This is a genomic window from Lentzea sp. NPDC020367 (assembly GCF_044387305.1).
Taxonomy (GTDB): domain Bacteria; phylum Actinomycetota; class Actinomycetes; order Mycobacteriales; family Pseudonocardiaceae; genus Lentzea.
The window spans coordinates 307,644-333,168 of record NZ_JBIRVV010000001.1 but is presented as its reverse complement, the minus strand read 5'-3'; the positions used below and the strand labels follow the sequence as shown (position 1 = coordinate 333,168).

Genomic DNA, 25,525 nt, shown 5'->3' with positions numbered 1-25,525 from the left:
TGACCCTCGCTCCAGCGACGGCCTCTCCGGCTCGGGTTCCGGATCAGGATCCCTCGCGGGCTTGGCCTGACGCTCTGCGCAACGGGTGTCCTCAAGAACCTCCGGCGTCGGCGGCGCCTCCGCGCGCCTCAACTTGCGCCAGCGCGCACGCCGGATTCCCACACCTCCCACAACCAGAATTACCGCCACGACCAGAATCAAAAGCCAGACGAGATTCATGAGATTGTCCCCTGCACACGATCACGAGGAGGTGACAAAGTATCAGGCTCGTCCGTCTGGCGGTAGCGGGAAATTTTGCGCCGGGCACACCAATTCTAATCGACCAGGAATTGTCCACTAAATGGCATCGAACACCCTCTATGAAACGAGAGAAAGGCGCCTGGCCGGTTCGGGAGCCTTGACCTCGGCCGACGGGATCTCGACCTCCTCGCCGCCGATCTCGCGGGTGATCCACGCGCCCGACTCCACCATGACCTTCAACGTCCGGGTGTCGAGGGCGTTGACGCGGCCGTAGTACCACTCGTCGGTGGCGAGCGGGCCCATGCGGTCGCCCATGCGCTTCTTGATGTCGAGGACGCGCTCGAACAGCGTCTTCACCAGGGCGGCGCGGTCGTAGGGGCCCTGGAGGCCCTCGCGGATTCGGTCTTCGATGCCGCGCGGGGTGCCTTCGGAGTCCGGCATGAGCATGGTGGTCCAGGCGCGGGACTTCTCGCGGTACTGGAGCTGCTGCATGATGCCCTCGTGCTGGGCGAAGTCGGCGGCGCGGAAAGCCTTGCCGCGCCAGCGCTTCTGGAGGTTCACGGCCAACGACAGCGCGCTCTTCAGGCCCGTGTTGAGGCCTCGGCCCGGCCAGAAGTGCAGGGAGTTCGCGGCGTCGCCGAGCAGGAAGCCGAACGTGTCGGGTGCCAGTTGGGCGGTGAACTTCGACATCTGCTGCATGCCGAGCGTGAACGAGTTGATGCCGACGACGTCCGCGACGCCGACTCCGAAGAAGCGCAGGCCGTCGAGGATTCGGGGCCACAGGTAGGAAAGCTTGTCGACGGACGGCTTGAACACGGCGCGGTGGCGGTCGCAGACGAAGCGGCCGTTCGCGGAAGGGCGCATGGTGCAGCCGAACTTGCCGATGCACGAGACCGGGCCGCTCTCCCCCAAAGCGACGATCTCGGAGGCCTCCTCGGCGGTCAGGCGCATGTTGATGAAGCCGCCGCCGAGCGAGTTGAAGAGGAACCTGTTCTGCGCCACGGTGAGCGGGACGGTGTGCTCGTCGGGCGACTTCGCGGTGACGCGGATGCCCAGGACGCGCTCGTCGAGCGGCGAACCGTCCACAGAGAACAGTTCGCGGCTCGGGGTGCCGAACTGCGCCGAGAACGCGTCGCGGGTCGCGGAACGGGCGCCGTCCGCGATGGCCAGGACGTGCAGGCCGTCGAACTTGGTGGGCGCGGTGTAGGCGGCGGGGACGACCTCGATGCCGTAGACGTCCTGCGCCATGTCCAGCAGGCAGTCCTCGATCCAGCGGATCTTGATGTTGCGCGGACGGCCCTTGGACGCCGGCGAGTCCGGGCCGAGCGGCCACATCTCCGAGAACTTGCCCGGCGTGAAGAGGCGCTGCTGCACGGCGGACGGCAGGGCGGCCCAGACATTGCTCTGCAGCGTCACGACCTGCTCGCGCCGGTTGTTGCCCTCGGACGCACCCTTCCACACGACGCGATTGCCCTGGCGCATCCAGCGGCGGTCGTGGACGCGGACCGAGACCTGGTCGCCCAGCAACGACTTGACGGTGCACGCGAAGGCGAGACCGACAGGGCCGCCACCCGCCACGTCCACCCGCAGCGGGGTGGACCTGCGCAGCGGAACGATCTTGCTGCCCTGCTTGGGCAGCATCACCGTCGGGCCGCAGCGGCCGATCAACACCGTCTTCTCGTCAGCCATGGCCCATCCCCCTCGTTCCCGTTGTACGGCGGGAACACGTAGCGAGACGGGAGGCGGTTCAACGAGTTTCGAGGAAATTTTTCCCGGCTAGCCGAACCGGTTGCGCGCGAAGCCCGACCTGCTCTGACCGAACGCGTTCAGCGCGTGCACGGCGACGGCGTCACCGCTGTCGGAGAACGCCCGGACCGTGCCCAGGTTCGCCGTCAGGCTCATCAGCTTGCGAAATGTCACCTGGTCGTCGCGGAACTGCGGTGCCGGGGTGTGCGCGTGGGCCTGGCGCAACGTCTCGACGTGCTCGGAGAGCCGGGAGTTCGCCGTCTCCCGGTCGTTCTGGTAGAGGTCGTCGAGCGCGTAGAAGGTGATCTCGCTCGTCCACAGGCCCACGGCGTGCGCGAAGACGGTTTCCGGGGCGATCGTGCCGTCGGCGCCGAGTTGTAGCTCCTGCCGGCGGTTCTCACCGGCGACCACGTCCACGTACTGCACGGTGGCGGTGCCGAAGCCCGCGTCGGCCGGGGCCTGCACCTCCAGGACCACCCAGTAGGTCTCGCCGTGGGCGAGGTCCGGGGCGAAGATCCGGATGCCCTCGTCCTGGGTGACGAGATCCGGCAGCGACTCGACGCCGAACTCGTCCCGTGCGCGCTCGCGAGCCGCGGCGACGTCTCGCTCCACACGGGCACGCGTCGGGGCGTCGGTGATGAGGTCGTGGCCGTACAGGTGCCAGGCGGTGACGGTCGAGTCGAGGCTGATCTGGAGCTGGATGTTCAGCGCGGCGAGGTGTTCGCGCCGCGCGAGGTCCTCGGCGAGGGTGACCCGCACGTCCTCGGGATCGGTGACGAACGTGCAGAACCCACCGGTCGTGCCCGCCAGTGCCTCCAACTCCCGCATACGGGCGTCACGGCCGAACCCGAAGCACGACAGCGTCAGTTCGCCCCGCGCTTTGGCGGCGATGTTGCGCCGGATGGCGATCCAGTCGCGTTCACCCGAGTTCGGCTCCCCGTCCGAGAACAGGTAGACGCAGTTCACGACATTCGGCTGGGCGTGCCGGGAGAGCTCGTCGATGCCGTAGAGGACGCCCAGGTTGATGTCGGTGCCGCCGTCCGCGCGCAGTGCCGCGACGATGGCGTCCAGCCTCTCCTTCTTGAGCGACGCTTTCGGCGTGGCCTTGAGCAACGTCCTGGCCGTGGTGTCGAACGCGACGACGCCGAGGACGTCCGTGTCGCGCAGTTGGGCGTAGAGCTCGCGGATCGCCGTCCTGACCGTCTCGATCTTCCCGCCGGCCATGGAACCGCTGGTGTCCACGACGAACACGAAGTTCACCGGCACGGACTGCGCGGCGGACCTGCCCGCTTCCCCGGCCCGCAACGCGATCTCGACGAAGTGGGTGGTGTTCTCGTTGGCGCGCAGACCTGTCCGGGCGGGACAGGAGCCGCTGCTCACCGCGAGCGCGTGGCCGGGCGGCGGCAACGGGATGCCGGACGGGTCCGACGCGATGAAGTCGTCGAACCTGATCTGCGCCTGGTCGATCAGGACCCCCTCGTCGATCAGGTCCTTGATGCCGAGCACCGCCCTGGTGCCGAACGCGTTGTTGCGGCGCACGAACAGGCCGTCCCGAGGCAGTGAAGACTTCCTGCCGCCGAGCGGGACGTCCTCCGAGAGCCAGCGCCCGACCTCGCCGGCGATCGTGAAGTCGAACCTCGAGGCGGCCGACTCGACGTCGTCGTAGTCCGTGTCGTCGAGGTAGTCCGTGTCGTCGTTGTTGAGAACCCGACGCCGGCGGAAACGAGGTCCGGGATCAGATCCGCCGCCAACACCTCCGATCCGGCGTCCTCGAGAACTCGCGGAGCACCGCCACCGCATGAAGAACCCAGCCGCCACGGCGAGCAACACCAGCACGGCGACAGCTAGGGCCCACCAGAGGTTCATGTGATCGTCCTAGCAGGCAGTGCTGCCGGACGGAGCCGCTGTCAACTAACTGGCAACCTCTGGACGAAGTTCGCCCAGGCGGCGGAGCCGAACGTCAGAACTCCCCCGGCCGGATTCTTCGAGTCACGGACGAGCGCGTCGAAGGACAGCGACACCTCAACGCAGTCGCCGTCCTCAGCTCCGCCGCTGTAGCTGCTCTTACGCCAAACGCGTTCCTGCGTCATAGAGGTCCTCTCGCGGTCCGCCGACGTATTCCGCCAGCTTGCTCCGCGATTGTTCCTCATCCAAGGCGACCTCAGCCAAACGGTCGAACAGCAGTCGAGTGCGCACGATGGCGCCGGGGTCCTGTACGAACACGTTCGCAAGATCGGTCTCGAGGAACGCCACCGACATGGCTTTCTCGTACTCCCACAACGCGCAACTGGACGCGATCACCGGGGTGTCTGCGGGGATGATCCGGATCAGGTGTGCGCTGAACAGCAGCCGTGCGTACTGGTCCTCCATGATTCGGTCGTCGCCGATATGCGTCCGCAGCGCGTTCTCATGGATGTAGAACAGGCAGGCGGGCCGATCGTGCCGTCGCAGGATCGCCTGACGCTCCATCCGCCACTGGACGAGTGTGGGGATCCGGTCCTCGGTGACCAGTCCGGCCACCCGGTACACGCCGTCCGCGTACTCCGGCGTCTGCACGAGGCCGGTGATCGTCTGCGAGTCGTAGCGCATGATCTTCGTCGCGGTCGCCTCCGCCATCGCGAGCGTGCGGAGGTTGTCCGGCACCAGGACGATGTACTCCTCGAACGCGTTCTTGAACCGGCGCTTGAAGTCCTCGAAGAAGTCGATGTCCTTGCCACACATGGACAAGTACTGCACGAGGTCGATCTCACTCGGGCTGTACTTACCGCGTTCCAGAGTCGAGACCTTGCTCGGGTCCCAGCCCAACCGCAGGGCGAACGCGGCACCGGTGAAGTTGGTGGAGGATTCGCGCACTTTGCGGAGTTCTTCGCCGAGATCCCGGCTGTACGCGGTAGATGATGTGCTGGTGGCCATGGTTCGACCGTAGGGCTTGCTCTCAAAGCAACAAGGTGCTCATTCGGGTGAAAACGGTCGAACTGATCTTCAGCTCGTTGCCAGGAAACTCGCAGCCCTGACACAGCTTGCCGGACGACGATCCCGAGCCATGACTCGACGTCGCAGATCCTTGTTGATCAACGGACTGCTGGTGGTGGTGCTCCTCGGTGCCGGTGTGGCCGGCTACCTGGTGTTCTTCGGTTCCTCCGGCAATGCCCAGTCCACCACCACCGCTCGCACGGCCGCCGCCGCGAACCGGGACGTCAGCGAGGTGGTGACGGCTTCCGGGACGGTGCAGAGCTCGTTCAGCGCCGCCGCGTCGTTCGGGGCGAGCGGCACGGTCACCGAGATCAACGTCAAGGTCGGCGACGCGGTGACGAAGGGGCAGCAGCTCGCGAAGCTCGATCCCACGCAGGCGCAGCTGCAGGTGGACATCGCGCAGGGCAACCTGAACGCGGCACTGGAGAAGGGCACGGGCACGAACGCGCTGCTGACGGCGTACCGGCAGACGCAGCTCGCGCTCCAGCAGGCCAAGGACAACCTCGCCGCCACCGTGCTGACGGCTCCTGGCGACGGCACGATCACGTCGGTCACGGGTGCGATCGGGCAGAAGGTCGGCAGTGGCAGCACTTCCAGCAGCACGGGTTCCACCTCCAGCACGACGACCACCACGACGGCGTCCGGGTTCGTGGTCGTCACCGACCTGAAGAACCTCGTGGTGAAGGCGAACGTCTCCGAGTCCGACGTCAGCAAGCTCAAGGCCGACCAGGCGGCGACCGTGACGGTCAACGCGATGGCAGGAACCCCGGTGCAGGCCAAGGTCACCACAGTCGACCTCACGCCCACGACCGCGAACAACGTTGTGCAGTACGGCGTGAGCCTCGCGTTGACGCAGCCGCCCGCCGAGCTCAAGCCGGGTCAGTCGGCGAGCGTCGAGATCACCGTCGCGTCCGCGCAGGGTGTTCTCGCGGTGCCCGCGGCGGCCGTGCAGACCGTGAGCGGCACGAGTTCGGTGCAGGTAGTGGAGAACGGCGCCGAGACGCGCAAGACCGTCGAGGTCGGGGTGCGCGGCGATCAGTACGTGGAGATCAAGTCCGGGCTTACCGCCGGCGAGGAGGTCGTACTGCCGCAGGTGAGCACGTCCAACAGCACCAACCGCCAGCAGCAGCCGGGCACCGGGCAGTTCCCGGGCACGGGCACCGGTCAGCGCAACGGCGGCGGGTTCACCGGGACCGGTCGATGAGCCCGGTCATCGAGGTCCGTGATCTCCGCAAGACGTACGGCAGCGGTGACACGGCCGTGCATGCGTTGCGGGGACTCGACCTCACCGTCCAGAAGGGCGAGTACATCGCGATCATGGGTGCGTCGGGCTCCGGCAAGTCGACGCTGCTCAACATCCTCGGCTGCCTCGACATCGCGACGTCCGGCAAGTACCTGCTGGACGGGATCGACACGGGCGAGTTCGACGAGGAGCAGCTCTCGTTGCTGCGCAACAGGAAGATCGGGTTCGTCTTCCAGTCGTTCAACTTGGTGCCGCGGACCACGGCACTCGCGAACGTCGAGCTCCCGCTGGTGTACGCGGGAGTTCGGCGTGCCCAACGTCGGGAACGGGCGCTGGCCGCGCTCGATCTCGTTGGCCTGAAGGACCGCACGCACCACCGGCCGAACGAGCTTTCCGGTGGCCAGCAACAACGTGTCGCGATCGCGCGGGCGTTGGTGACGTCGCCCGCGATCGTGCTGGCCGACGAGCCGACCGGCAACCTCGACACCGAGTCGAGCCGGGAGGTGCTCGGCATCCTCGACCGGCTCAACGCGAGCGGACGCACCGTCGTGCTGATCACGCACGAGGACGAGGTCGCGTCGCACGCCATGCGCACCGTCCGCGTGGTCGACGGGAAGGTCGCGGGGGTGCTGGTGTGAGGATCTTCGAGATCGCCGCGTTCGCGGTGAGAGGCCTGACCGCGAACAAGATGAGATCCGGGCTCACGACGCTCGGCATCCTGATCGGTGTCGCGTCGGTGATCCTGCTGATCGCGGTCGGCAACGGCGCGTCGAGCGCGGTGCAGCAGAGCATCGCCGGGCTCGGCACGAACATCCTGACGATCAGCCCGCAGCGCGCCCAGCCCGGCAGCACGGCCAAGCCGCTGACCACGGCGGACGCGGCGGCGCTGGTGGGTCAGGACTCCCCCGACGTCAAGTACGCGTCGCCGGTGGTGAGTGCGCAGGCGACCGCCGGTTACGGGGACACGACGCACGACATCGGGCAGTTCATCGGCTCCGACCCGCACTACTTCGACACCACGAACAGTTCGATCGCGCAGGGGAACCTGTTCTCCGACAACGACGTTCAGCAGGCGCGCAAGGTCGTCGTGATCGGCGCGACGGTGGCCACTGAGCTGTTCCCCGGCACCGATCCGGTCGGGAAGTCCATGCTGGTCAACAACATCCCGTTCACCGTCGTGGGGGTGCTGGCGGCCAAGGGTTCCAGCGGGTTGCAGGACGCCGACGACATGGCCGTGGCGCCGTTGTCGACGACGCAGAACGCGTTGACCGGCTACGGCAGTCTCACCCAGATCGTGGTGCAGGCGCAGTCTGCCGACGCGTTGCCGAACGCGCAGGCCCAGGTGACGACGATTCTCAACGGCCGGCACAAGATCACCCAGACCGCCGACTACCGGATCCTGAGCCAGGACCAGCTGCTGACCGCGCGGACCGCGACGACGGAGACGTTCACCGTGCTGCTGGCATCGGTGGCCGCGATCTCGTTGCTGGTGGGCGGGATCGGCATCACGAACATCATGCTGGTCACCGTCACCGAGCGGATCCGCGAGATCGGCATCCGCAAAGCCGTGGGGGCGCCTCGGTCCTCGATCCTCGGACAGTTCCTGATCGAGGCGACGCTGCTGAGCCTGTTCGGCGGGGCGCTGGGCGTGGCGGCCGGGATGATCGGCAGCCAGTTCACCATCGCGGGCATCAAGCCCGTGCTCGTGCCGTCATCGGTGCTGCTCGCGTTCGCGGTGTCGGCGTTGATCGGCCTCTTCTTCGGCAGCTACCCGGCTTCCCGCGCGGCGAAGCTCCGCCCCATCGAAGCCCTCAGGCATGAATAAGGAGTTTTCGACGTGACCAACCCACTCGATCAGCCGCTCGAGAACGACATCTCGGCCGAGCTGAAGGAACGCAAGACCGGCTTCGGCAAGACGACGGTGATCCTCGGGGTCGCGGTGCTCGCCATCGTGGCGTTCGTCGGCGGGGTGTTCGTGCAGAAGTCCTTCGGTGCAAGCGAGACGCCGGCCCGGACGAACGCGGCCGGGCGGCAGTTCCCCGGCGGCAACGGTGGTACTCCCCCGTCCGGCACCAACCGGCAGGGCGGCGGCCAGTTCGGGCGAGGCACTGTCGGCACGATCGACCACGTCGAAGGCACGACCGTCTACGTGAAGACGCAGAACGGCCAGATCGTGAAGGTGTCCACTTCGGACGCCACGAAGGTCGAGGTCACGTCGGAGGGCAAGCTCGCCGACCTGAAGGCCGGTCAGCAGGTCGTCGTGCAGGGTCAGGCGGGTTCGGACGGCACCGTGACCGGGCAGACCATCACCCAGCGGCCGACCACCGGGTGATGCAGGATTCACGCGTGGAACGGGGCCGGTTGCTCGTCGTCGAGGACGAACCCAGCATCCGCGAACTGCTGTGCGCCAGCCTGCGGTTCGCCGGGTTCACCGTGTCCAGCGCGGCGACCGGCTCCGAGGCGTTGACGGCGGCTCATTCCGACGCGCCAGATCTGGTGTTGCTCGACGTGATGCTGCCCGACCGGGACGGCTTCGAGGTGGTGCGGCGACTGCGTTCCAGCGGGGTGCGGGTGCCGGTGCTGTACCTGACGGCGCGGGACAGCACGGACGACCGCATCACCGGGCTGACGATCGGCGGTGACGGGTACATCACCAAGCCGTTCAGTCTGGAGGAGGTCATCGCGCGGGTGACGGCCGTGCTGCGCCGCACCCGGCCCGGCGTGGAGAGCGAGCAGCTGATCTGCGGTGATCTGTCGCTGGACGTGGAGAGCCATGTCGTGCGGCGTGGTTCGCGGGTCGTGGAGCTGTCGCCGACCGAGTTCCGGCTGCTGCACTACCTGATGCGCAACAGCGGGCGGGTGTTGTCGAAGGCGCAGATCCTGGACCAGGTGTGGTCGCACGACTTCGACGGCGACATCGGCGTGGTCGAGTCGTACATCTCGTACCTGCGGCGCAAGGTGGACGCCGCCGAGCCCCGGCTGATCCACACGGTTCGCGGCCTGGGGTACATGATCCGCAGATGACGTTGCGCGTGCGGCTGGTGGTCGTGCTCGTCGCCCTGGTGGCCGCGGGCCTGTTCGGCACGTGGCTGATCGGGTCGCAGGTGATGGAGCGCTATCTGCTCGGCCAGCTCGACGCGCGGCTGGACCGGGTCGCGTCGGCGCCGCGGCCGTTCCCGATGCGCGACAACATGATCCTGCGCGACGCGGACGGGGTGCTGTCCGGGACGACCTTCGAAGGGTTGCCGGCGTACGGGACGTTGACGCCGGGCGAGCACGTCACGGTCGGCTCGCACCGGCTGGTGATGCGGCAGCTCGACGGTGCCGAACTGGTCGTGGTGACCGACCAGTCGGAGGTGGATCGGGCGGTCGACGATCTGCGGCTCGCGTTCCTGCTGATCAGCCTCGGGGCGTTGATCCTCGTCGGGATGGCCGGGTATGCGCTGGTCAGGGCTTCGACACGGGCGTTGGAGGAGGTCGAGCAGGTCGCCGGGGAGATCGCGGCCGGTGATCTGTCGCGGCGGGTTCCGGTGCAGCAGCCCGGTTCGGAGGTCGGGCGGCTGGCTTCCGCGCTGAACACGATGCTGGGGCAGATCGAGCAGGCGTTCGCGATGCGGGTGAGCTCGGAGAACCGGATGCGGCAGTTCGTCGCGGACGCGTCGCACGAGTTGCGGACGCCGTTGACGTCGATTCGGGGATATGCCGAGCTTTACCGGCAGGGTGCGGCTTCGGACGCCGCCGAGGTGTTGAAGCGGATCGAGGACCAGGCCGAGCGGATGGGGTTGCTGGTCGAGGACCTGCTGCAGCTGGCGCGGCTCGACTCGGAGCAGCCGCTGACGTTGTCCACTGTGGACCTGGTGGTACCCGTGAGCGATGCCGTGGTCGAGGCACGGATGCGGGACGCGGACCGGTCCGTCTCGTTGGTGCTGTCCGCGGGGCCGGTGCTCGTGGAGGCCGACGAGGCGCGGGTGCGGCAGGTGCTGACGAACCTGCTCGACAACGCGCTGATCCACACGCCGGCGGGGTCGCCGATCGAGGTCCGGCTGACCGCCGAGGCGATCGAAGTGGCTGATCACGGGCCTGGGATGACTCTTGAGCAGGCTTCGCGGGTGTTCGAACGCTTCTATCGCGCGGATTCGGCGCGTGGGCCCGGCGGAAGCGGTCTGGGACTCTCGATCGTGGCGGCGCTGGTCGCGGCGCACGGGTGGCGGATCGAACTGGACACCGCGCCCGGCGAGGGCGCGGTGTTCCGGGTGCTATTCGGGGCGTGAGCGGTTCGGCCAGGCGCGTTCGTAGTGCTCCTCGGGGAAGTCGCTCGGGCTGGAACCCGTCGCGTGGGCGTGCTCGATCTCCTTGGCGTAGCGCTCGTTGCGGGCGCACCAGGGCGCGGCCGGGATGTACATGACGTTGCCCCAGCCCTGTTGACCGGTGACGGGCGCGACGCTGTGGATCATGTCGCAGTGCCACCAGACCGAGTCGCCCGCCCGGACGTCCGGGATGCCGCTCAGGGCCTCGATCAGGAGTGAGTGGTACTTCGGGTTGACCGGGAAGACCTGGTTGACCGTGACGCCGCACATGTCGTCGTCCGGGACGTCGTCGAGCAGCGGGCGCAGCATCAGGTACGCCATGGCGCCGGGGATCGGGACGGTGTGCAGGACGCCCTGATCGTGGGCCATGTCCGAGAGCGCGGTCCAGCCCTGGAAGGTGCGGAACACCGAGCACATCGTCGTTCCGGGGTACTGCGGGCCGGTGGTGCGGTGGGCGGCGTCCCACGGGTCGTACTGCTCGGGCGTGCCGTTGAACAGGTGCCGGAACGCCTGCTGGTACTCGCGTGTCATCCACAGGTCGAGCGTGCCGGGGTCGAGGTGGGTGCCCAGGCCGTTCGAGTTCGCGCCGGGTGGGCGGCGGCGGATGCGGTCCGGGTAGCCGACGTCGGTCGCCGGGTCGAACCAGCCTTCGTGGTGCCACAGGCCGTTCAGGAACTGCTGGACCGCGGCCATGCGCTTGTGCCGCCTGGCCTGGGTCTGCGCTTCGGACCAGTAGATCGGGTAGATCTCGGGCTTCGAGCCGACGCTGCCGAAGAAGTCGTCGCCGGGGCCGCGGTAGTTCTCGAAGAAGTCGTTGCCCTCGACGTAGTCCACAATGGACTTGTCCCAGGCCAGGGCCTGCTCGCGGTCGAAGTGGTTCCGCACGACCAGGCAGCCTCGGCGTTTCACGAGGTCGGTGCTCGCGGTGCCGGCCTCGATGTCGGCGTAGTCGATCACCGGCCACGCCTGCCCGGCTTTGACGTCGTCGACCTCGCGCCGGATCTGCTGCTCGACGACCGCGAACACCTCCTCGACGCTGCGACCGGACGCCTCGATGTTCGCCCTGATCGCCTTCTTCACCTCCCGGACGGCTTTCGGCAGGTCAGCGGGGGTGGTGTCCCAGTTAGGCAGCACCTTCGACTCCTTCCAGTAAGGCCTCCTAACTTAGAACCATAGGCGTGTCGGACCGTTGTAGGCAAGACCCCTAACTAGAGTGCGGCGCGTGACCAAGCCGTCCCAGGAGTTGCTGCGCTCGATCTCGGACGAGCACGTGCTGCGGTCGTTGATGTCCGCGCGCAAGCTGACGCGGGCGGAACTGGCCGTGGAGACCGGTCTGTCGAAGCCGACGGTGAGCGAGAGCGTCCGCCGTCTCGTGGACCAGGGTCTGCTCGCGGACACCGGCGAACGCACGCCGGGCGGGCGCGGCAAGGGCAGGGTCGGCTCGTTCTACAGCCTGGCCGAGGACATCGGCGTCGCGCTGGTCATGACGATCGCGCCGGACGGCGTGACGGCCGAGTGCGTCGACGCCTACGGGGACGTCGTCGGCCGCACCCACCATCCCATCGACGATCCGGCCGAAGTCGCCGCCGTACTGCCGTCGGTCGCCGCGGAAACCGTTGCGGCGCACAACGTCCGGCTCTGCACGGTGAGCGCCGCGGATCCCGTGGACCGGCGCACCGGCAGGCTTGTCCAGCTGCCCGACTCGCCGTTCCTGGTGGGAGAACTGGATCCGGTCGCGGTGCTGGGCCCGTTGCTGCACGGGCCGGTGATCGTCGACAACGACGTGAACTGGGCGGCGCAGGCCGAACACGCCGCGCTGGGCGTCGCAGACTTCGCGTATCTCTTTTTGGGCGAGGGCCTGGGTTGTGCGGTCGTGTCCGACGGCGAGGTGCGGCGCGGACACTCGGGGCTGGCCGGTGAGATCTCGCACCTGATCACGGCCGGGCCGTCCGGCGCTACGCCGTTCATCGAGGTGTTCGGCGAACTCGGGTTGCGCCGGCCGGGGACGACCGCGATCGACGTGGCACGGTTGCGGGCGGCGGACCCCGTCGTGCTCGCGCGGGCCGTCGGCGGGGTCGTCATGGCGTTGGTGACGCTGGCCGATCCGGAGGTGGTCGTGGTCGGCGGGTCCTGGGGGCCGTCGTTGCTCGACGCGATCAGGAACGAGTGCTCGCGGTTGCCGCGTCAGGTCGACGTGGTCGCGGCGTCCGTGGCGTCTCCGTCGCTGACCGGAGCACGGGCGGCCGCGCTCGAATTGCTGCGAACGGCGCTCGTCACGGCGTCGCGCTAGGTCACTTCCGCGCCGCCCAGACGGTGCGTTCGGTGCGCAGCGAGAGGTCGTCGCGTCGCAGGGCTTCTTCTGCCGCCTCCGGGCCGCGCTGCCTGCGCAGAACGATGCGGGCGTAGCGTTCCACGGCCTCGGACCGTTCGATGTGGACGGTGATCGTGCGTTCGCCCTCGACGGTGAACCCGGCCTCGGCCAGCTTCGGGCCCCAGTCCGCGCCTCGGTGGGGCAGGCGTTCGTCGTGGGCGTCCGGGGCCTGCTCGGGGAAGAACTGCGGCATGCCGGCCATTTCGACGACGGCAAGCACGCCGTCCTTCGCGAGGGTGTCGTGGAGCCGGCGGAGGGTGCGGTCGGGGGCGGCCATGTGGTGCAGCGAGCCCGAGGCCCAGATCAGGTCCGGGGTGCCCAGGTCCGGCCAGTCCGCGTCGAGGTCGGCCAGGACGGTGTGGACGCGGTCGGCCAGGCCTCGTTCGCCGGCCTTCTGGCGCAGTCGCTGGAGGTGGTCCAGTGAGGAGTCGACCGCGGTGATGTGGGCCTCCGGGTAGCGGGCCAGCAGTGCGAACGTGCCCGCGCCCGTGCCGCTGCCCAGGTCGACGACGTGGCGGGGGTTCGAGGTGGGCAGCCAGTCGATGATGTCGGCGGTGTGGGTGGCGAGGAGTTCGGCGTCGAGGTCCAGGATCTCGGCCTGGTCGTCACTATCACCGTGCCCGTGCCCGTGCCCGTGCCCATGTCCGTGGCCGTGCTCGTGCTCGTGTCCGCCGCCGTGGCCATGTCGTTCGTCGCTCATGTGACCAACGTAGGTCCGCCATGCTCTAGATGCACGGTGGCTTGCGCAAGACGCAAGAAGGTCGGTCGAACCGGTGCCGTCCGCGCAAGATCACGCCTTCTTGTCGGCGTTGTGACCGCGGCGCGCCTCCCGGTCGAAGATGCCGAGGATCTCGCACGGGCCACCCGCCGTGCCGATGGCGTGCGGCAGCATCGTCGGGAACTCGGCGGCCTGGTTCTTCTCCACGCGGAACCTCCGGTTGCCCAGCAGCAACAAGGCCGTGCCCGACAGGACCACCAGCCATTCGCGGCCGGAGTGCGCCCGAAGCAAGGCCGGGTTGTCGGGTGGCGGGGTGGTCATCCGCTGACGCATGACGGTCATGCCCGGCTCGGCCTTGATCGGCCAGCGCATGTTGCCGTGCGCGCCGTCGAGCATCGGGCTGACGATCACGTCGTCGGTGTCGGTCTCGACCAGTTGGTCCAGCGAGGTGTCGAGGGCGCGGGCGAGGGTGACGAGCTGGTCGAGGGCGAGGCGGCGCTGGCCGTTCTCGATGCGGCTGAGCGACGACGGGCTGAGCCTGGCGCGGGTCGCGAGTTCGTCCAGCGACCAGCCCTGCGCCACCCGCAACGCACGGATCCGCTTGCGCACGAGGCCGTCCAGATCGCCATCTTCTTGCGTCATACGCACGATCGTATGCCTCTCCAGCAAACAGTGCTTAGCGTCGCGGCCATGAATCGAACGAAAACCCTGGTCGCGGTGTGCGTGGCGTTGATGGCCGTGATCTCGTCGGTGACCGGGCTCAACGTCGCCCAGCCTCACCTCTCCGCCGAGTTCGGCGCGTCGCAGGGCACGGTGTTGTGGATCATCAACGTCTACGTGCTGACGCTGTCCGCGTTGCTGTTGCCGCTCGGCGCGGTCGGTGACCGGTGGGGGCGCAAGCCGGTGCTGATCGCCGGGCTGGTGGTCTTCGGCGCGGCGAACGTGATCGGCGGGCTGGCCCCGTCCGTCGAGGTGCTGCTGGCGGCGCGGGTGCTCGCCGGCATCGGAGCGGCGACGATCATGCCCGTCACGCTCGCCGTGATCACCTCGACGTTCCCGGAGCAGGAACGCAGCCGGGCCATCGGTGTGTGGACGGGCGTCGCGGGTGGCGGCGGGCTGCTGGGCATGTTCCTGTCGGCGCTGCTGGTCGACGTGGCGGACTGGCGGTTCCTGTTCGTGCTGCCGGTCGTGCTCGTGGTCGTCGCGCTGGTCATGGCGCTCACAGCGGTGCCGGACTCACGGGAGGCGCGGCCGTTCGACGTCGTCGGCTCGCTCACCTCCGTGGTCGCGGTGGCCGGACTGATCCACTTCCTGCACGAACGCGACGTGCTCAGCCTGCTCGTCGGGGTGGCCGCTGCGATCGCGTTCGTGGCGTGGGAACTCCGGCATCCCGCGCCGTTGCTGGACGTCCGGCTGTTCCGCGAGCACCGGTTGGCCACCGGGTCCGTGGTGCTGCTGGTGGTGTTCGGGGTGCAGGCGGGTGTGTCGGTCGTGCTGTACCCGTTCTTCCAGACCGTTCTCGGCTGGTCCGGGCTGGTGTCGACGGTGGCGTTGCTGCCGATGGCCGGGATGATGATGGTCGCGTCCGGTCTCGCGCCGCGGCTGGCCGAACGGATCGGTGCCCGCGCCACGATGGCGACGGGGATCGCGTTGGGCGGCTTGGGTTTGGTGCTCATGGCGGTGTTCGTGGACGCCGCCTACCTCACCGTGCTGCCGGGCATGATCGCGATGGGCGCGGGCATGGGGTTGTCGATGCCACCCGCCACCGAGGCGATCACCAGCGCGTTGCCTCGCGAGCGGCAGGGCGTGGCGTCGGCGCTCAACGACGTCACGCGCGAGTTCGGCACCGCACTCGGTGTCGCGCTGCTCGGTGCGATGGTGGCGGGCGCCGTCGACGGCGGGGAGTCCTTCGTGGACGGGTGGCGGACCGCCATGTGGACCGGGGTGGCCATCACGGCGGTCCTGTTCGTCCTCGTCGTCAGGCGTCGATCAGCAGATCCAGCAGCTTCTGCGGGGGCTCGTCGCCGAACAGGCTCTTGAGCATCTCCTCGGAGTCCTCGGCTGTGTGGGCGGCGCGCGCGAACATCGCCTCCTCGTACTCGGCCAGCGCGGTCTCCACGTCCTTCGTGGCGAGCGCCCGGCCGAGTTCGGCGGCGTCCAGCATGGCGAGGTTGGCGCCCTCGCCGTTGGGCGGCATGAGGTGCGCGGCGTCGCCGACCAGGGTCACCCGCGGCACCCGTTCCCAGCGGTGCTCGGCAGGCAGGGTGTAGTGCGGGCGGAACACCGGCTCGGTGTCGGACTCGGTGATCAACGCGGTGAGCTCGGGTGCCCAGCCCTCGAACTCCGCGGCGATCTTGGCCGGGTCGTCGAACCACTCCAGCGGCCGGTTGAACTCCACGTAGGCGTGCAGCGTGTCGCCGGCCTCCCGGTGCGCGAAGATCCCCTTGCCCTGGCCGGGAGCGAACATCGAGCCGCCACCGACCGCCTTCGCCACCTCCGGGTGCCGCGTGTCGGCGTCGTAGAGGTAGGTCTCGACGAACGACATGCCGGTGTACTCCGGCTTGGCGTCCGTGACCAACGCGCGCACCCGCGACCACGCGCCGTCAGCGCCGACCAGCACGTCGGCGTCGACGGTGCTGCCGTCCTCGAACGTCACCGTCCTGTCGTGGACGCCGGTCACCTTGCTGCCCCACCGGACGGTGCCCTCGGGCAGCGAGTCGAGCAGCATCTGCCGCAGGTCGGCGCGCTGCACCTCGGGACGGCCGCCCGTGCCGTCGTCGCCCTGCTCGTGCAGCACCGTGCCGTCGGGCTCCAGCACGCGGATGGCCTGGCGGCCCGGCAGGACGAGGCCGCGGAACTCGTCCATCAGGCCCGCGTCCTCGACGGCGATCTGGCCGTTGTAGTCGTGGATGTCGAGCATGCCGCCCTGCGTCCGCGCCGTCGGCGACTCCTCCGCCTCGTAGACGGTGGACGGAATGCCGTTGACGTGCAGCACACGGGCGAGCGTGAGACCGCCGAGACCGGCACCGATGATCGTGACGTGCATGAATGGGCTCCCCTGGAGATCGTGCCGCCTCCCTGACGGCACGATCAGGTTCACCCGGCCCGCTGGCAGCGGACGCACACGTCACTGGCAGCGGCTGGCAGGCCCTGTCACCACTCCGCGAACGAGCCGTCGTCGTGCCGCCAGACCGGCGACCGCCACGCGTGCCCGGACTCGGCCGCCCTGCGCACCGCCGCCTCGTCGACCTCGACCCCCAGGCCGGGCCCGGTCGGCCGGGCGATCCAGCCGTCCACGACCCGCACCGGCGCCATGTCCACCAGGTACGACGGGTCGGAGCCGTTGTAGTGCATGCCCGCGCTCTGCTCCTGGATCAGGAAGTTCGGCGTGGTGAACGCGACCTGCAACGACGCCGCGAGCGAGATCGGCCCGAGTGGACAGTGCGGCGCGATCGACGCACCGTAGATCTCGGCCAGCGCCCCGATCCGGCGCAGTTCCGAGATGCCGCCCGCGTGCGACGGGTCCGGTTGCACGACCGCGACACCGGCGTCGAGGACGGGTTTGAACTCCCAGCGGGAGAACAGCCGCTCCCCCGTCGCGATCGGCACCGTCGACGCCTGCACCACCGACGCCAGCACCACGGCGGGCAGTTCGGGCAGCACCGGTTCCTCGACGAACATCGGCTGCACCTCTTCGAGCATGCGCACGAGCCTGCGCGCCATCGCGGGCGAGACGCGGCCGTGGAAGTCGATCGCGAGATCTCCTTGTGAGCCAAGGGCTTCGCGCGCCTCACGGGCCCTTTGGAGAACCGCGTCGGCTTCGGCGGGCGAGGCGATCGGGCGCATTTCCGCCGTGGCGTTCATCTTCACGGCGCTGAAGCCCGCCGCGACCTGCCGCGAGACCGCGTCGAAGATGCCGTCGGGCCGGTCGCCGCCCACCCACGAGTACGCGCGCACGCGGTCGCGCACCGGGCCGCCGAGCAGTTCGTGGACGGGCAACCCGCGGGCTTTGCCGGCGATGTCCCAGAACGCGTGGTCGTAGCCGGAGAGAGCCGACGACAGCACGGGGCCGCCGCGGTAGAAGCCGCCGCGGCGCAGCACCTGCCACAGGTCCTCGACGCGCAGCGGGTCCTGGCCGATGACCAGCTCGGACAGTTCGTGGACGGCGGCGCGGACCGTCTCCGCCCTGCCCTCCACGACCGGCTCACCCCAGCCGCTCACCCCCTCGTCGGTGCTCACCTTGAGGAACAGCCAGCGGGGCTCGACCAGGAACGTCTCGACCGCCGTCACCTTCATGAAGAGTCCTTCGCCGCGGACCAGCCGCCGTCGACCAGAAGCTCCGCGCCCGTCACGAACGACGCCGCAGGAGACAGGAGGAAACCGATCACCGAGGCCACCTCGGCCGGGTCGCCGAGGCGGCCGGCCGGGGTGGCTCGGGCACTGCGTTCCCGGTCCTCGGGCGAGACCCGGTCCCAGGCCGCCGTCAGCACCGGACCGGGTAGCACCGCGTTGAACCGGACGTCCGGCGCGTACTCGACGGCGAGCTGGCGGGTCAGTGCGACCAGCCCGCCCTTCGTGGCCGCGTACGCGCCGTGGCCGGGGATGCCGAAGTGCGCGTGCACCGACGAGACGAGCACGACCGAGCCCTTGCGTTCGCGCAACGACGGCAGGCAGGCCTGGACGCCGTGGAACGTGCCGCCGAGGTTGACCGCGAGCTGGCGTTCCCACTCGGCGGGCGTCGTCGCGTCCAACGGCTTGACCGTGACCGTAAAGGCGTTGCTCACCAACGCGTCCACGCTGCCGTCGCACAGTTCCAAAGCCCGCTGCCAGGTCTCCGGATCGCTGACGTCTCCCCGCACGGCCACATCACCGCGCAGGTCGATCCCGACGACCCGGTAACCGTTGTCCGTCAGGTGTTTTGCCGTCGCGGCACCGATTCCGGCACCCGCACCCGACACCACCGCGCACTTCATGCACGTTCTCCTAGAGCTTCTGCCGGTAGACCTTGTTGTCCGGACCGCGCACGACCGTCCACGCGGAGCCGTCCGGACCAGCAGTAGCACCGACGGCGCCGACGAGCGAGTTGCTCGGGAACTCCGGACGGTTGAACCAGCCGCCCCAGACGCCGGCGGAGGCGTTGACCTGCCAGAGCGTGTAGTCGCTGGCCCGCGCGAACAGGTAGATCCGGTCCTGGAACTCGACCAGGGTCGGGCTGCCGGAGATCACGCCTCCGAGTGACGTCCACTGGCCTCCGCTGACCGGGCGGACCCAGACGGCGTCGGCGGCGGTGCGGACGGCGACCTGGCCTCCGGCGACGCTGGGCCTGCCGTAGATCGGGGCGTCACCGGGAGCGCCCAGCGAGGTCCAGGTGCCTTCGTAGAGCCAGACCTCGCCGTCCTCGCCGCGGGCGACGATCGTGCCGTCCTGCGCGACGCTTGGTGCGTCGGTGAGCTTGCCGCCCAGCGACTTCCACGATCCCCAGCGTCCGTTGTGGAGGGTGCGCTGCCAGGCGCGGTTGTCGTTGCCGCGGACGGTCACCTCGACGTCGGTGCCGACGGTGCGGACGGCGGGCTGGCCCTGGATCGCCTTGCCCAGGCTCGACCACTTGCCGCCCCGCAGCATCTTGAGCTCGCCGCCCGTGCTCCGGCTGAACACCAGTGCCTCGTCGCCGACCCGTGCGATCGCGGGCGAGGCGGTGGCGTCGGAGCCGACTGCCTCACCGGGCACGAGGTCGGTGCCGCGCAGCTTGAGCATCGCGGTGCCGTGCGCGGGAACCGTCACGGTGTACTTGTCGGTGGCAGTGCCGCGATCGGCGCGGGCCCGCAGGTCGCGCACCGAAACGTTGCCCTTGAGTCCGGCCTGGGCGAAGTTCACGGTCATCTCGGCGGGGACGTCGCGGCGGTTGAGCAGCACGACCGAGCGCTCGCCCTTGCGGGACAACACCTTGCTGTAGACGTCGGTGTCACCGGTCGAGGCGACCCGCACGCCCTGGATGGCCAGCGGGTCCTGGTCGACCGCGAGGATCTCGGGGTTCTTGAGGGTGTTCACCATCGACGGCGGCAGCGTGCGCGGGTCGGAGCCGATGATCAACGGCGAGGACATCTGCGCCCACATCACGAACTGCGAGGTCGACTCCTCCTCGTTGAGCTCGTAGGTGCCCTGCTGCGTCCTGCGCATCGGGATCAGGTAGTCCGGGTCGTTGTAGCGGCCGGGGCCGTTCGACTCGGGGTGCGCGGCGTTGCGGTCCATGTTGCGCAGCACGTCGCGCCAGATGCCCTCGTACGGCGTGCCGAACGCGATGTCGGTGCTGGTGCGCCACGAGTCGCCGGCCAGCGGGCCGAACGTGTAGGAGATGTCGGCGGTCTGGTCCGGCTCGTGCGGGACGCCCCACTCGCCGGTGACCGGGTTGCAGATGTTGAGGATCATCGGCCGGCCCGCTTTGGCGAGGGCCTTGCTGAAGTCCGTGAACGCCTGCGCGGGCTTGAGGTTCGCGAAGATGCCGCAGAGGAAGTCGACCTTCACGGCGTCGAACTTCCAGTCGGCGAACCTGCGCGCGTCCTTCTCGTAGTAACCGCCGCCGCTGCCGACCGCACAGTTCTTGCCGTCGGACGGGCCCGCGTCGGTGTAGATGCCCGCCTTGAGCCCCTGGGCGTGCAGGTCCTTGACCAGCTTCGGGAGTCCGCCGGGGAACTTCGCCGGGTCCTCCTGGAGGTTGCCGCGCGCGTCACGCGGGGTCGGCGCGGTCCAGCCGCCGTCGATCCACACGATCTTGTACCCGGCGTCGCGCATCCCGCTGCTCACCAGGAAGTCGGCGACACCGCGCACGTCCTTCTCGGTGGGCGCGCCGAGGCCGTAGTACGTGTTCCAGCCCATGTACGGGGTCTTGGCGACACCACTGTCGTAGTAGGTGGGCGCTCCCTGGTCGTCACCCGCGTATGCGGGCGCCGCCACCAGGGACATCAAGGCGAAGGCCAACGCGACTCTGCGAACCGACATGCCCGTGAGCCTCCCCCGCGCCCGATACAGGTGTCAAGAATAATTCGTAATTTATGTGTAGTAGGCTGGCGGGCGTGAGCTACCGCTACGAGATCACCCAGGCAGTCGTGCGGCAGGGCATCATCGCGATCGTGCGCACCGCGTCCGCCGCCACCGCCGTCGAGGCCGCCGTTCCGTTGCTGGACGCGGGTCTCACGTCCCTCGAACTGCCGCTGACGAACCCCGGTGCGCTGGAGGCGATCCGGCAGTTGCGCGCGGACTACCCGTCGGCGGTCATCGGCGCGGGTTCCGTGTTGGACGAGACTTCCGCTGTGGCCGCGGTGCGCGCCGGGGCGCAGTTCCTGGTGGCGCCCAACCTGAACGTCGCCGTGATCCAGGCCGGGCACCGGTACGGCGCAGCGGTGCTGCCGGGTGCCGGGTCGGTTTCCGAGGTCGTGCAGGCGTTGGAGGCCGGGGCGGACGCGGTGAAGGTGTTCCCGGCGCCGACGCCTCAGTGGGTGCGTGACGTGCTCGCCGTGCTGCCCTACGCGCCGCTCGTGCCGACCGGCGGCGTCGCGCCGGCGGACGTTCCCGCGTGGCTTGAGGCCGGGGCTGTGGCGTGCGGGGTCGGATCGGCGCTGGCCCGCACGCCGATCGAGGAGATCAAGGCCCTACTGCGGCGCTGACCAGCGTTCGATGAGCCGGGTGGCTTCGGACGGGGAGATCCGGCGCACCGAGTAGTGGTGCCGTTCGCGCGACTTGCCGGACGGCTCCCAGATGAGCCACTGACGGTACTCCTCGTCGTGCGTGACTCCGGCCCGGTCGATCCATCGGCGACACAGGACGGGTCCGCGCCCGTCGTTCTTCTCCAGCACGGCGAAGTACCCCACCGAGGTCATGAACCGCTCGGCGGCCTGTTCGGTGATGGGCTCGAACCGGCCGTCGATCTTTCCCCGGTGCCAGTCGTCGCGCAGGTCGCTCCCCCACCACCCCGAGCCGGGCCTGCAGCTCTCCTCCCGCTCGTACCCCCTGGGGCCGATCCAGTTCCTGATCACGGCGGTCGGCTCGGTGACGGTGTACCCCTCGTCCACCCAGGCGAAGTACACGTACACGGGCCTGTGCTCCCGAGGGTGGAGCAGCTGGGCGCGGCACTGCTCCAGGAACCGTCCAGCGTCCTCCTCCGGGATCCGCCGCACGACGGCCGTTCCCTGCCCACGCAGCCCACCCGACGGTTGCCAGGAACTCCCGTGGACGTAGATCTCGTCCCGCGTCTCCCCGTTCTCGTCCACCCGGCGCCGACACAACTCTTTCCCCACGGCGAAGTACTCCACGTGAACCCCCCAGCTCAGGGGTTCAGACTATCGGCTTCAGCACCACCACGTCAGCATCGTTCGTGGCAGTCCAGTTGAACGGCAGCCCGACGTGCGTCAGGTGCGCCGCCGAGTAGACCTGACCGCTCTCGTCCACATAGGACTGCGCCGTCAGCCCCCGCAGCTTCACCCGGGACGACTGGCCGGGCACCACGGGCACGCCGGTCAGCGAGCCCGTGTTCCAGGCCAGCACGACGATCCGGTCCTCGGCCGAGTACTGGATCGCGTCGTTCAGCAGGTGTGCCTCGCCACCGTGCACGACATCGCGGACGTCCTTGTAGCGGGCGATCAACGAGGCCGCCTCGGAGCGTTCCCCGGCCGACCAGTGCCGCACGTCCGCGCCGATGCCGAGCACACCGGCCATGGCGAGCACGAACCGGAACTTCAGCGAACGCGGGCGCGCGTCGAAGAAGCCGGGAGCGTCCGTCACCCACGACGACATCAGGTGCGGGGCGTGCATGTGCAGGAAGCCGTGCTGGATCTTCAACCGGTCGAGCGGAGCGGTGTTGTCGCTGGGCCACACCACGTCCACGCGACCGGTGGTGGCCAGGTCCGTCCGGCCGCCGCCGCCCGCGCAGCCCTCGACCAGCACGTGCGGGTGCTTCTCGCGCAGGTGGTCGAGCACGCGCCAGTAGTTGCGGACGTGGGCGTTGTCCTGGTCGAGAGGGCGTTCGGTGGCGGGGCGGTTCATGTCCCACTTCAGGTAGCTGATCCGGTGGTCGGTCAGCAGTCTGTCCAAAGTGGAGACGACGAACTCGTGGACCTCCGGCAGGCCGAGGTTGAGCAGCATCTGGTTGCGGATCAGGGTCGGTTCACGGCCCTCCAACCGGTACACCCAGTCCGGGTGTTCGGCGTAGAGCTGCGACTTCGGGCTGACGCACTCCGGTTCGACCCAGAGGCCGAACTCCAGGCCCATCCCCCGGACGTCCTCGACGAACGCGCCGAAGTCCGGCGACTCCGGGTACCAGTCGCCGAGGCCGCCGGTGTCGTCGTGGCGGCCGACGAACCAGCCGTCGTCCACCACGAACAGCTCGACGCCCAGGTCGGCGGCGATGCGGGCCAGGTCCCGCTGCTTCGGCAGGTCGACCTCGAAGCCCGTGGCCTCCCAGGAGTTGTAGAGCACGGGTTTGCGGGCAGGCCTTGACCGCAGCCGGTCGTAGGCGTGCCAGACGCGGGCCAGGCCGTCCGTCGAGCACGCCAGCGCCAGTTCCGGGGTCGTGAAGGTCTCCCCCGGTCCGACCACGACCGGGCCGAGCATTCCGGCACGCACGCGCGTGAGTCCGGACGGCTCGACCTCGGCCGTGATCTCCCAGGAACCGGACCACGCCAGCGACACGCCCCACGTGTCGTCCACGGACAACCAGGGCGCGTAATTGTGCCCGGGAACGCCGTAGGAGCTGCCGATTCGGAACCCGCCCGCGGGCAGGGAGACGTGGTCCAGCTGGAACTCGCGAGCCCACTCACCGTGCAGAAAGGACAGCCGGGGCTCCCGGACGGGCAGGCACACCCCCGCCGAGCCGATCCTGGCGAGACGAACCGGTTCGTCTCGCAGGTTGGTCACCTCGACCCACCGAGCGAGCACGTCGACCGCGGTTTCGGGTCGATAGCAGAGCACGGTGCGCAGGCCGGCGACCTCGTCGACGAAGGCCAGCCGCAGCACGCCGTCCGACTCGTCCGCGCCCTCGAACGTGCACCACGAGTCGCCGTCCACCTCGAGGTCGGCGCCGGTGAACGGGCGCTCGCCGCGCGGCGCGTACTCGACCGGCGCCGCGTCCGCCTCGGTGATGAAGTGGATGTCGCCGAGGTTCTTGAGAGGCGACGGGCCGGTCTCGACGCCGTGCGGGCCCCAGGCCACGAGCTCGGCCCAGCGGCCGCCCGGTTCGACGGCCACCGTGTAGGAGGTGGTGGCCATCCGGAGGGTCCAGGTCATTTGACTGCTCCCACAGCGAGTCCGGAGATGAAGTGCCGCTGGAACCGAAGGAACACCGCCACGGTCGGGATCGCCGCGATCACCGACCCGGCCGCGATCACGTTCCAGTTGGAGACGTACTGGCCCTGCAACGCGAGCAGCGCCGGGGTCACCGGCATCACGGCCGAGGACCGCAGCACGGTGATCGCCCACAGCAGGTCGTTGAAGATCCAGGTGAACGCCAGCGCTGCCAACGCGGCCAGCGCGGGCCTGGTCATCGGCAGCACGATCCGCCAGAAGATCTGCACGGGACCGGCGCCGTCGATGGTGGCGGCCTCCTGCACCTCGTTCGGCATGGCGCGCATGAAGCCCTGCAGCACGAACGTGTAGAAGCCCAGTCCGAAGCCGACCTGCACCACGATCAGCGCGAAGAGCGTGTCGTAGATGCCGAGCAGTTCGGTCAGCTTCGACACCGGCACGAGCAGGATCTGCGGAGGCAGCAGGTTGCCCGCGAGCATCAGCAGGATGATCGAACGCCGGCCGGGGATCTCGAAGCGGCTCAACGCGTACGCGGCCGCCGCGCTCAGTGCGAGCGAGAGGAACACCGTCGGCACCGTGACGAGGACGCTGTTCCACATGGCGCCCGCGCCGCCGTTGGTCCACGCGTCGGCGAACCCGGCGAACGTGAACGACCGGGGCACCGACGCGAGGCCGTTCGCGGCGATGTCGTCGAAGCTTCGGACCGCCGTGACGAGCACGGCGACGATCGGCAGCAGCCAGAGCACGGAGATCGTGCCCGCCACGGCGTGGAAGACGCGATTGGACATCAGTTCTCCCGGAACGCGCGGACGAGGTAGGTCACGATCACGCCGAACGCCAGCACGAAGATGACGACGGCGAGTGCCGATGCGTAGCCGAGCTTGAGCGACTGGAACGCGGTCGAGTACATGTACGTGCTGAGCAGCTCAGACGAGTGGTAGGGGCCGCCGCGCGTCATCGACCACACCACGTCGAACGACCGCAGCGAGTCGATCACGATGACCGACAGCACCACCGAGTTCACCGAGCCGAGCTGCGGCCAGGTGATGTGCCGGAACTTCTGCCAGGCCGTGGCACCGTCCAAAGTGGCCGCTTCGTAGAGCCCGGGGTCGATTCCCTTGAGGCCGGCCAGGTACAGCACCATGACGTACCCGACCTGCCGCCACAACGCCGGCACCAGCACCGCGTAGAGCGCCGTGTCCGGGTCGGCCAGCGGGCTGCTGTCGAAGATCCCGCCGGGCTGGTAGAGCACCTGCCAGATCAGCGAGGTGGCGACCAGCGAGAACACCACCGGCACGAACAACGCGGCCCGGTAGACGCCGACACCGCGGCGTTCCTTCTGCAGCAGCACGGCCATGCCGAGGCCGCCGACCGCGGACAGCCCGCCGAACAGCACGAGCCAGATCGCGGTGTTGGTGACGGCGGTGTGGAAGACCGGGTCGTCGATCATCCTGGCGTAGTTGTCGAGCCCGACGAACCGGGGCGGCGAGACGCCGTCCCAGTTCGTCAGCGCGAGCCAGAACCCCTGCAGCGCGGGCCAGAAGACCCAGAACCCCTCCACGAGCAACGGGATGAGCACGAACAACAGCAGGATCGGAGGAACCCTGGTGAAGCTTCTGGTCATGCTGGTCATG

24 protein-coding genes are annotated in these 25,525 nt (G+C 69.0%); 9 read left to right on the top strand and 15 right to left on the bottom strand.

Going from position 1 to position 25,525, the window contains the following annotated elements; translation table 11 throughout:
* Positions 1-357: 357 nt before the first annotated feature.
* The 4 genes from ACH413_RS01555 to ACH413_RS01540 form a co-directional block, all read right to left on the bottom strand.
* Positions 358-1,929: a hypothetical protein gene (locus tag ACH413_RS01555; protein ID WP_360029662.1), complete on the bottom strand. Its 1,572-nt coding sequence runs from the start codon at positions 1,927-1,929 to the stop codon at positions 358-360.
* Between the two features lie 87 nt (positions 1,930-2,016).
* The gene (locus ACH413_RS01550; protein ID WP_360029661.1) at positions 2,017-3,852 is read right to left on the bottom strand and encodes a VWA domain-containing protein; all 1,836 of its coding nucleotides are present in this window, start codon (positions 3,850-3,852) and stop codon (positions 2,017-2,019) included.
* 41 nt (positions 3,853-3,893) lie between these two features.
* Positions 3,894-4,076 carry a DUF397 domain-containing protein gene (locus ACH413_RS01545; RefSeq protein ID WP_360029660.1) on the bottom strand — a complete coding sequence of 61 codons (183 nt, stop codon included), beginning with the start codon at positions 4,074-4,076 and terminating at the stop codon, positions 3,894-3,896.
* The gene (locus tag ACH413_RS01540) at positions 4,051-4,899 is read right to left on the bottom strand and encodes a helix-turn-helix transcriptional regulator (RefSeq protein WP_360029659.1); all 849 of its coding nucleotides are present in this window, start codon (positions 4,897-4,899) and stop codon (positions 4,051-4,053) included. The genes ACH413_RS01545 and ACH413_RS01540 overlap by 26 nt, the downstream gene beginning before the upstream one ends.
* Before the next feature lie 130 nt (positions 4,900-5,029).
* On the opposite strand from ACH413_RS01540, the gene ACH413_RS01535 reads away from it, so the two are divergent.
* The 6 genes from ACH413_RS01535 to ACH413_RS01510 are packed head-to-tail and all read left to right on the top strand — an operon-like array spanning position 5,030 to position 10,473.
* Positions 5,030-6,163 carry an HlyD family efflux transporter periplasmic adaptor subunit gene (locus ACH413_RS01535; RefSeq protein WP_360029658.1) on the top strand — a complete coding sequence of 378 codons (1,134 nt, stop codon included), beginning with the start codon at positions 5,030-5,032 and terminating at the stop codon, positions 6,161-6,163.
* Positions 6,160-6,840, top strand: a complete 681-nt coding sequence (locus ACH413_RS01530) for an ABC transporter ATP-binding protein (RefSeq protein ID WP_360029657.1) — start codon at positions 6,160-6,162, stop codon at positions 6,838-6,840. The genes ACH413_RS01535 and ACH413_RS01530 overlap by 4 nt, the downstream gene beginning before the upstream one ends.
* Entirely contained in the window at positions 6,837-8,027 is a 1,191-nt protein-coding gene (locus tag ACH413_RS01525; RefSeq protein WP_360029656.1) for an ABC transporter permease, read from the top strand. The genes ACH413_RS01530 and ACH413_RS01525 overlap by 4 nt, the downstream gene beginning before the upstream one ends.
* A gap of 12 nt (positions 8,028-8,039) precedes the next feature.
* Entirely contained in the window at positions 8,040-8,534 is a 495-nt protein-coding gene (locus ACH413_RS01520; protein WP_360029655.1) for a hypothetical protein, read from the top strand.
* Entirely contained in the window at positions 8,534-9,226 is a 693-nt protein-coding gene (locus ACH413_RS01515) for a response regulator transcription factor (protein WP_360029654.1), read from the top strand. The genes ACH413_RS01520 and ACH413_RS01515 overlap by 1 nt, the downstream gene beginning before the upstream one ends.
* A complete protein-coding gene (locus tag ACH413_RS01510; protein ID WP_360029653.1) occupies positions 9,223-10,473 on the top strand; it encodes a HAMP domain-containing sensor histidine kinase in 1,251 nt (416 codons plus the stop codon). Before ACH413_RS01515 ends, ACH413_RS01510 begins: the two co-directional genes overlap by 4 nt.
* Here the strand turns inward: ACH413_RS01510 and ACH413_RS01505 are convergent.
* Entirely contained in the window at positions 10,459-11,643 is a 1,185-nt protein-coding gene (locus ACH413_RS01505; RefSeq protein WP_360029652.1) for a YbiU family protein, read from the bottom strand. The two genes, ACH413_RS01510 and ACH413_RS01505, sit on opposite strands and share 15 nt — an antisense overlap.
* Positions 11,644-11,731: 88 nt before the next feature.
* Here ACH413_RS01505 and ACH413_RS01500 point away from each other — a divergent pair, with 88 nt between their 5' ends.
* A complete protein-coding gene (locus ACH413_RS01500) occupies positions 11,732-12,799 on the top strand; it encodes an ROK family transcriptional regulator (protein ID WP_360029651.1) in 1,068 nt (355 codons plus the stop codon).
* A 1-nt stretch (position 12,800) separates the two neighbouring features.
* On the opposite strand, the gene ACH413_RS01495 is transcribed toward ACH413_RS01500, so the two are convergent.
* Positions 12,801-13,580: a class I SAM-dependent methyltransferase gene (locus tag ACH413_RS01495; RefSeq protein WP_360029650.1), complete on the bottom strand. Its 780-nt coding sequence runs from the start codon at positions 13,578-13,580 to the stop codon at positions 12,801-12,803.
* Between the two features lie 90 nt (positions 13,581-13,670).
* Positions 13,671-14,240 carry an XRE family transcriptional regulator gene (locus tag ACH413_RS01490; protein ID WP_360029649.1) on the bottom strand — a complete coding sequence of 190 codons (570 nt, stop codon included), beginning with the start codon at positions 14,238-14,240 and terminating at the stop codon, positions 13,671-13,673.
* A 48-nt stretch (positions 14,241-14,288) separates the two neighbouring features.
* On the opposite strand from ACH413_RS01490, the gene ACH413_RS01485 reads away from it, so the two are divergent.
* Positions 14,289-15,638, top strand: a complete 1,350-nt coding sequence (locus ACH413_RS01485) for an MFS transporter (protein WP_360029648.1) — start codon at positions 14,289-14,291, stop codon at positions 15,636-15,638.
* On the opposite strand, the gene ACH413_RS01480 is transcribed toward ACH413_RS01485, so the two are convergent.
* The 4 genes from ACH413_RS01480 to ACH413_RS01465 form a co-directional block, all read right to left on the bottom strand.
* Complete coding sequence (locus ACH413_RS01480) at positions 15,577-16,644, bottom strand: NAD(P)/FAD-dependent oxidoreductase (protein WP_360029647.1); 1,068 nt, start codon at positions 16,642-16,644, stop codon at positions 15,577-15,579. The genes ACH413_RS01485 and ACH413_RS01480 overlap by 62 nt on opposite strands.
* A gap of 107 nt (positions 16,645-16,751) precedes the next feature.
* The gene (gene dgoD / locus ACH413_RS01475) at positions 16,752-17,894 is read right to left on the bottom strand and encodes a galactonate dehydratase (RefSeq protein WP_360029646.1); all 1,143 of its coding nucleotides are present in this window, start codon (positions 17,892-17,894) and stop codon (positions 16,752-16,754) included.
* Positions 17,891-18,571: an SDR family oxidoreductase gene (locus ACH413_RS01470; RefSeq protein ID WP_360029645.1), complete on the bottom strand. Its 681-nt coding sequence runs from the start codon at positions 18,569-18,571 to the stop codon at positions 17,891-17,893. The genes dgoD and ACH413_RS01470 overlap by 4 nt, the downstream gene beginning before the upstream one ends.
* A 10-nt stretch (positions 18,572-18,581) precedes the next feature.
* On the bottom strand, positions 18,582-20,594 hold the full coding sequence (locus ACH413_RS01465) for a hypothetical protein (RefSeq protein WP_360029644.1): 2,013 nt from the start codon (positions 20,592-20,594) through the stop codon (positions 18,582-18,584).
* 74 nt (positions 20,595-20,668) lie between these two features.
* Between ACH413_RS01465 and ACH413_RS01460 the strand changes: the two genes are divergently transcribed.
* A complete protein-coding gene (locus ACH413_RS01460; RefSeq protein ID WP_360029643.1) occupies positions 20,669-21,259 on the top strand; it encodes a bifunctional 4-hydroxy-2-oxoglutarate aldolase/2-dehydro-3-deoxy-phosphogluconate aldolase in 591 nt (196 codons plus the stop codon).
* Here ACH413_RS01460 and ACH413_RS01455 read toward each other — a convergent pair.
* From ACH413_RS01455 to ACH413_RS01440, 4 genes are read right to left on the bottom strand one after another with little or no spacing between them, the layout of a single operon-like run.
* Complete coding sequence (locus ACH413_RS01455) at positions 21,245-21,889, bottom strand: hypothetical protein (RefSeq protein WP_360029642.1); 645 nt, start codon at positions 21,887-21,889, stop codon at positions 21,245-21,247. The genes ACH413_RS01460 and ACH413_RS01455 overlap by 15 nt on opposite strands.
* 37 nt (positions 21,890-21,926) lie before the next feature.
* Positions 21,927-23,873, bottom strand: coding sequence for an alpha-galactosidase (locus tag ACH413_RS01450; RefSeq protein ID WP_360029641.1), 1,947 nt, complete (start codon positions 23,871-23,873; stop codon positions 21,927-21,929).
* Complete coding sequence (locus ACH413_RS01445; RefSeq protein ID WP_360029640.1) at positions 23,870-24,679, bottom strand: carbohydrate ABC transporter permease; 810 nt, start codon at positions 24,677-24,679, stop codon at positions 23,870-23,872. Before ACH413_RS01445 ends, ACH413_RS01450 begins: the two co-directional genes overlap by 4 nt.
* Positions 24,679-25,515 carry a sugar ABC transporter permease gene (locus ACH413_RS01440; RefSeq protein WP_360029639.1) on the bottom strand — a complete coding sequence of 279 codons (837 nt, stop codon included), beginning with the start codon at positions 25,513-25,515 and terminating at the stop codon, positions 24,679-24,681. Before ACH413_RS01440 ends, ACH413_RS01445 begins: the two co-directional genes overlap by 1 nt.
* Positions 25,516-25,525: the final 10 nt, after the last annotated feature.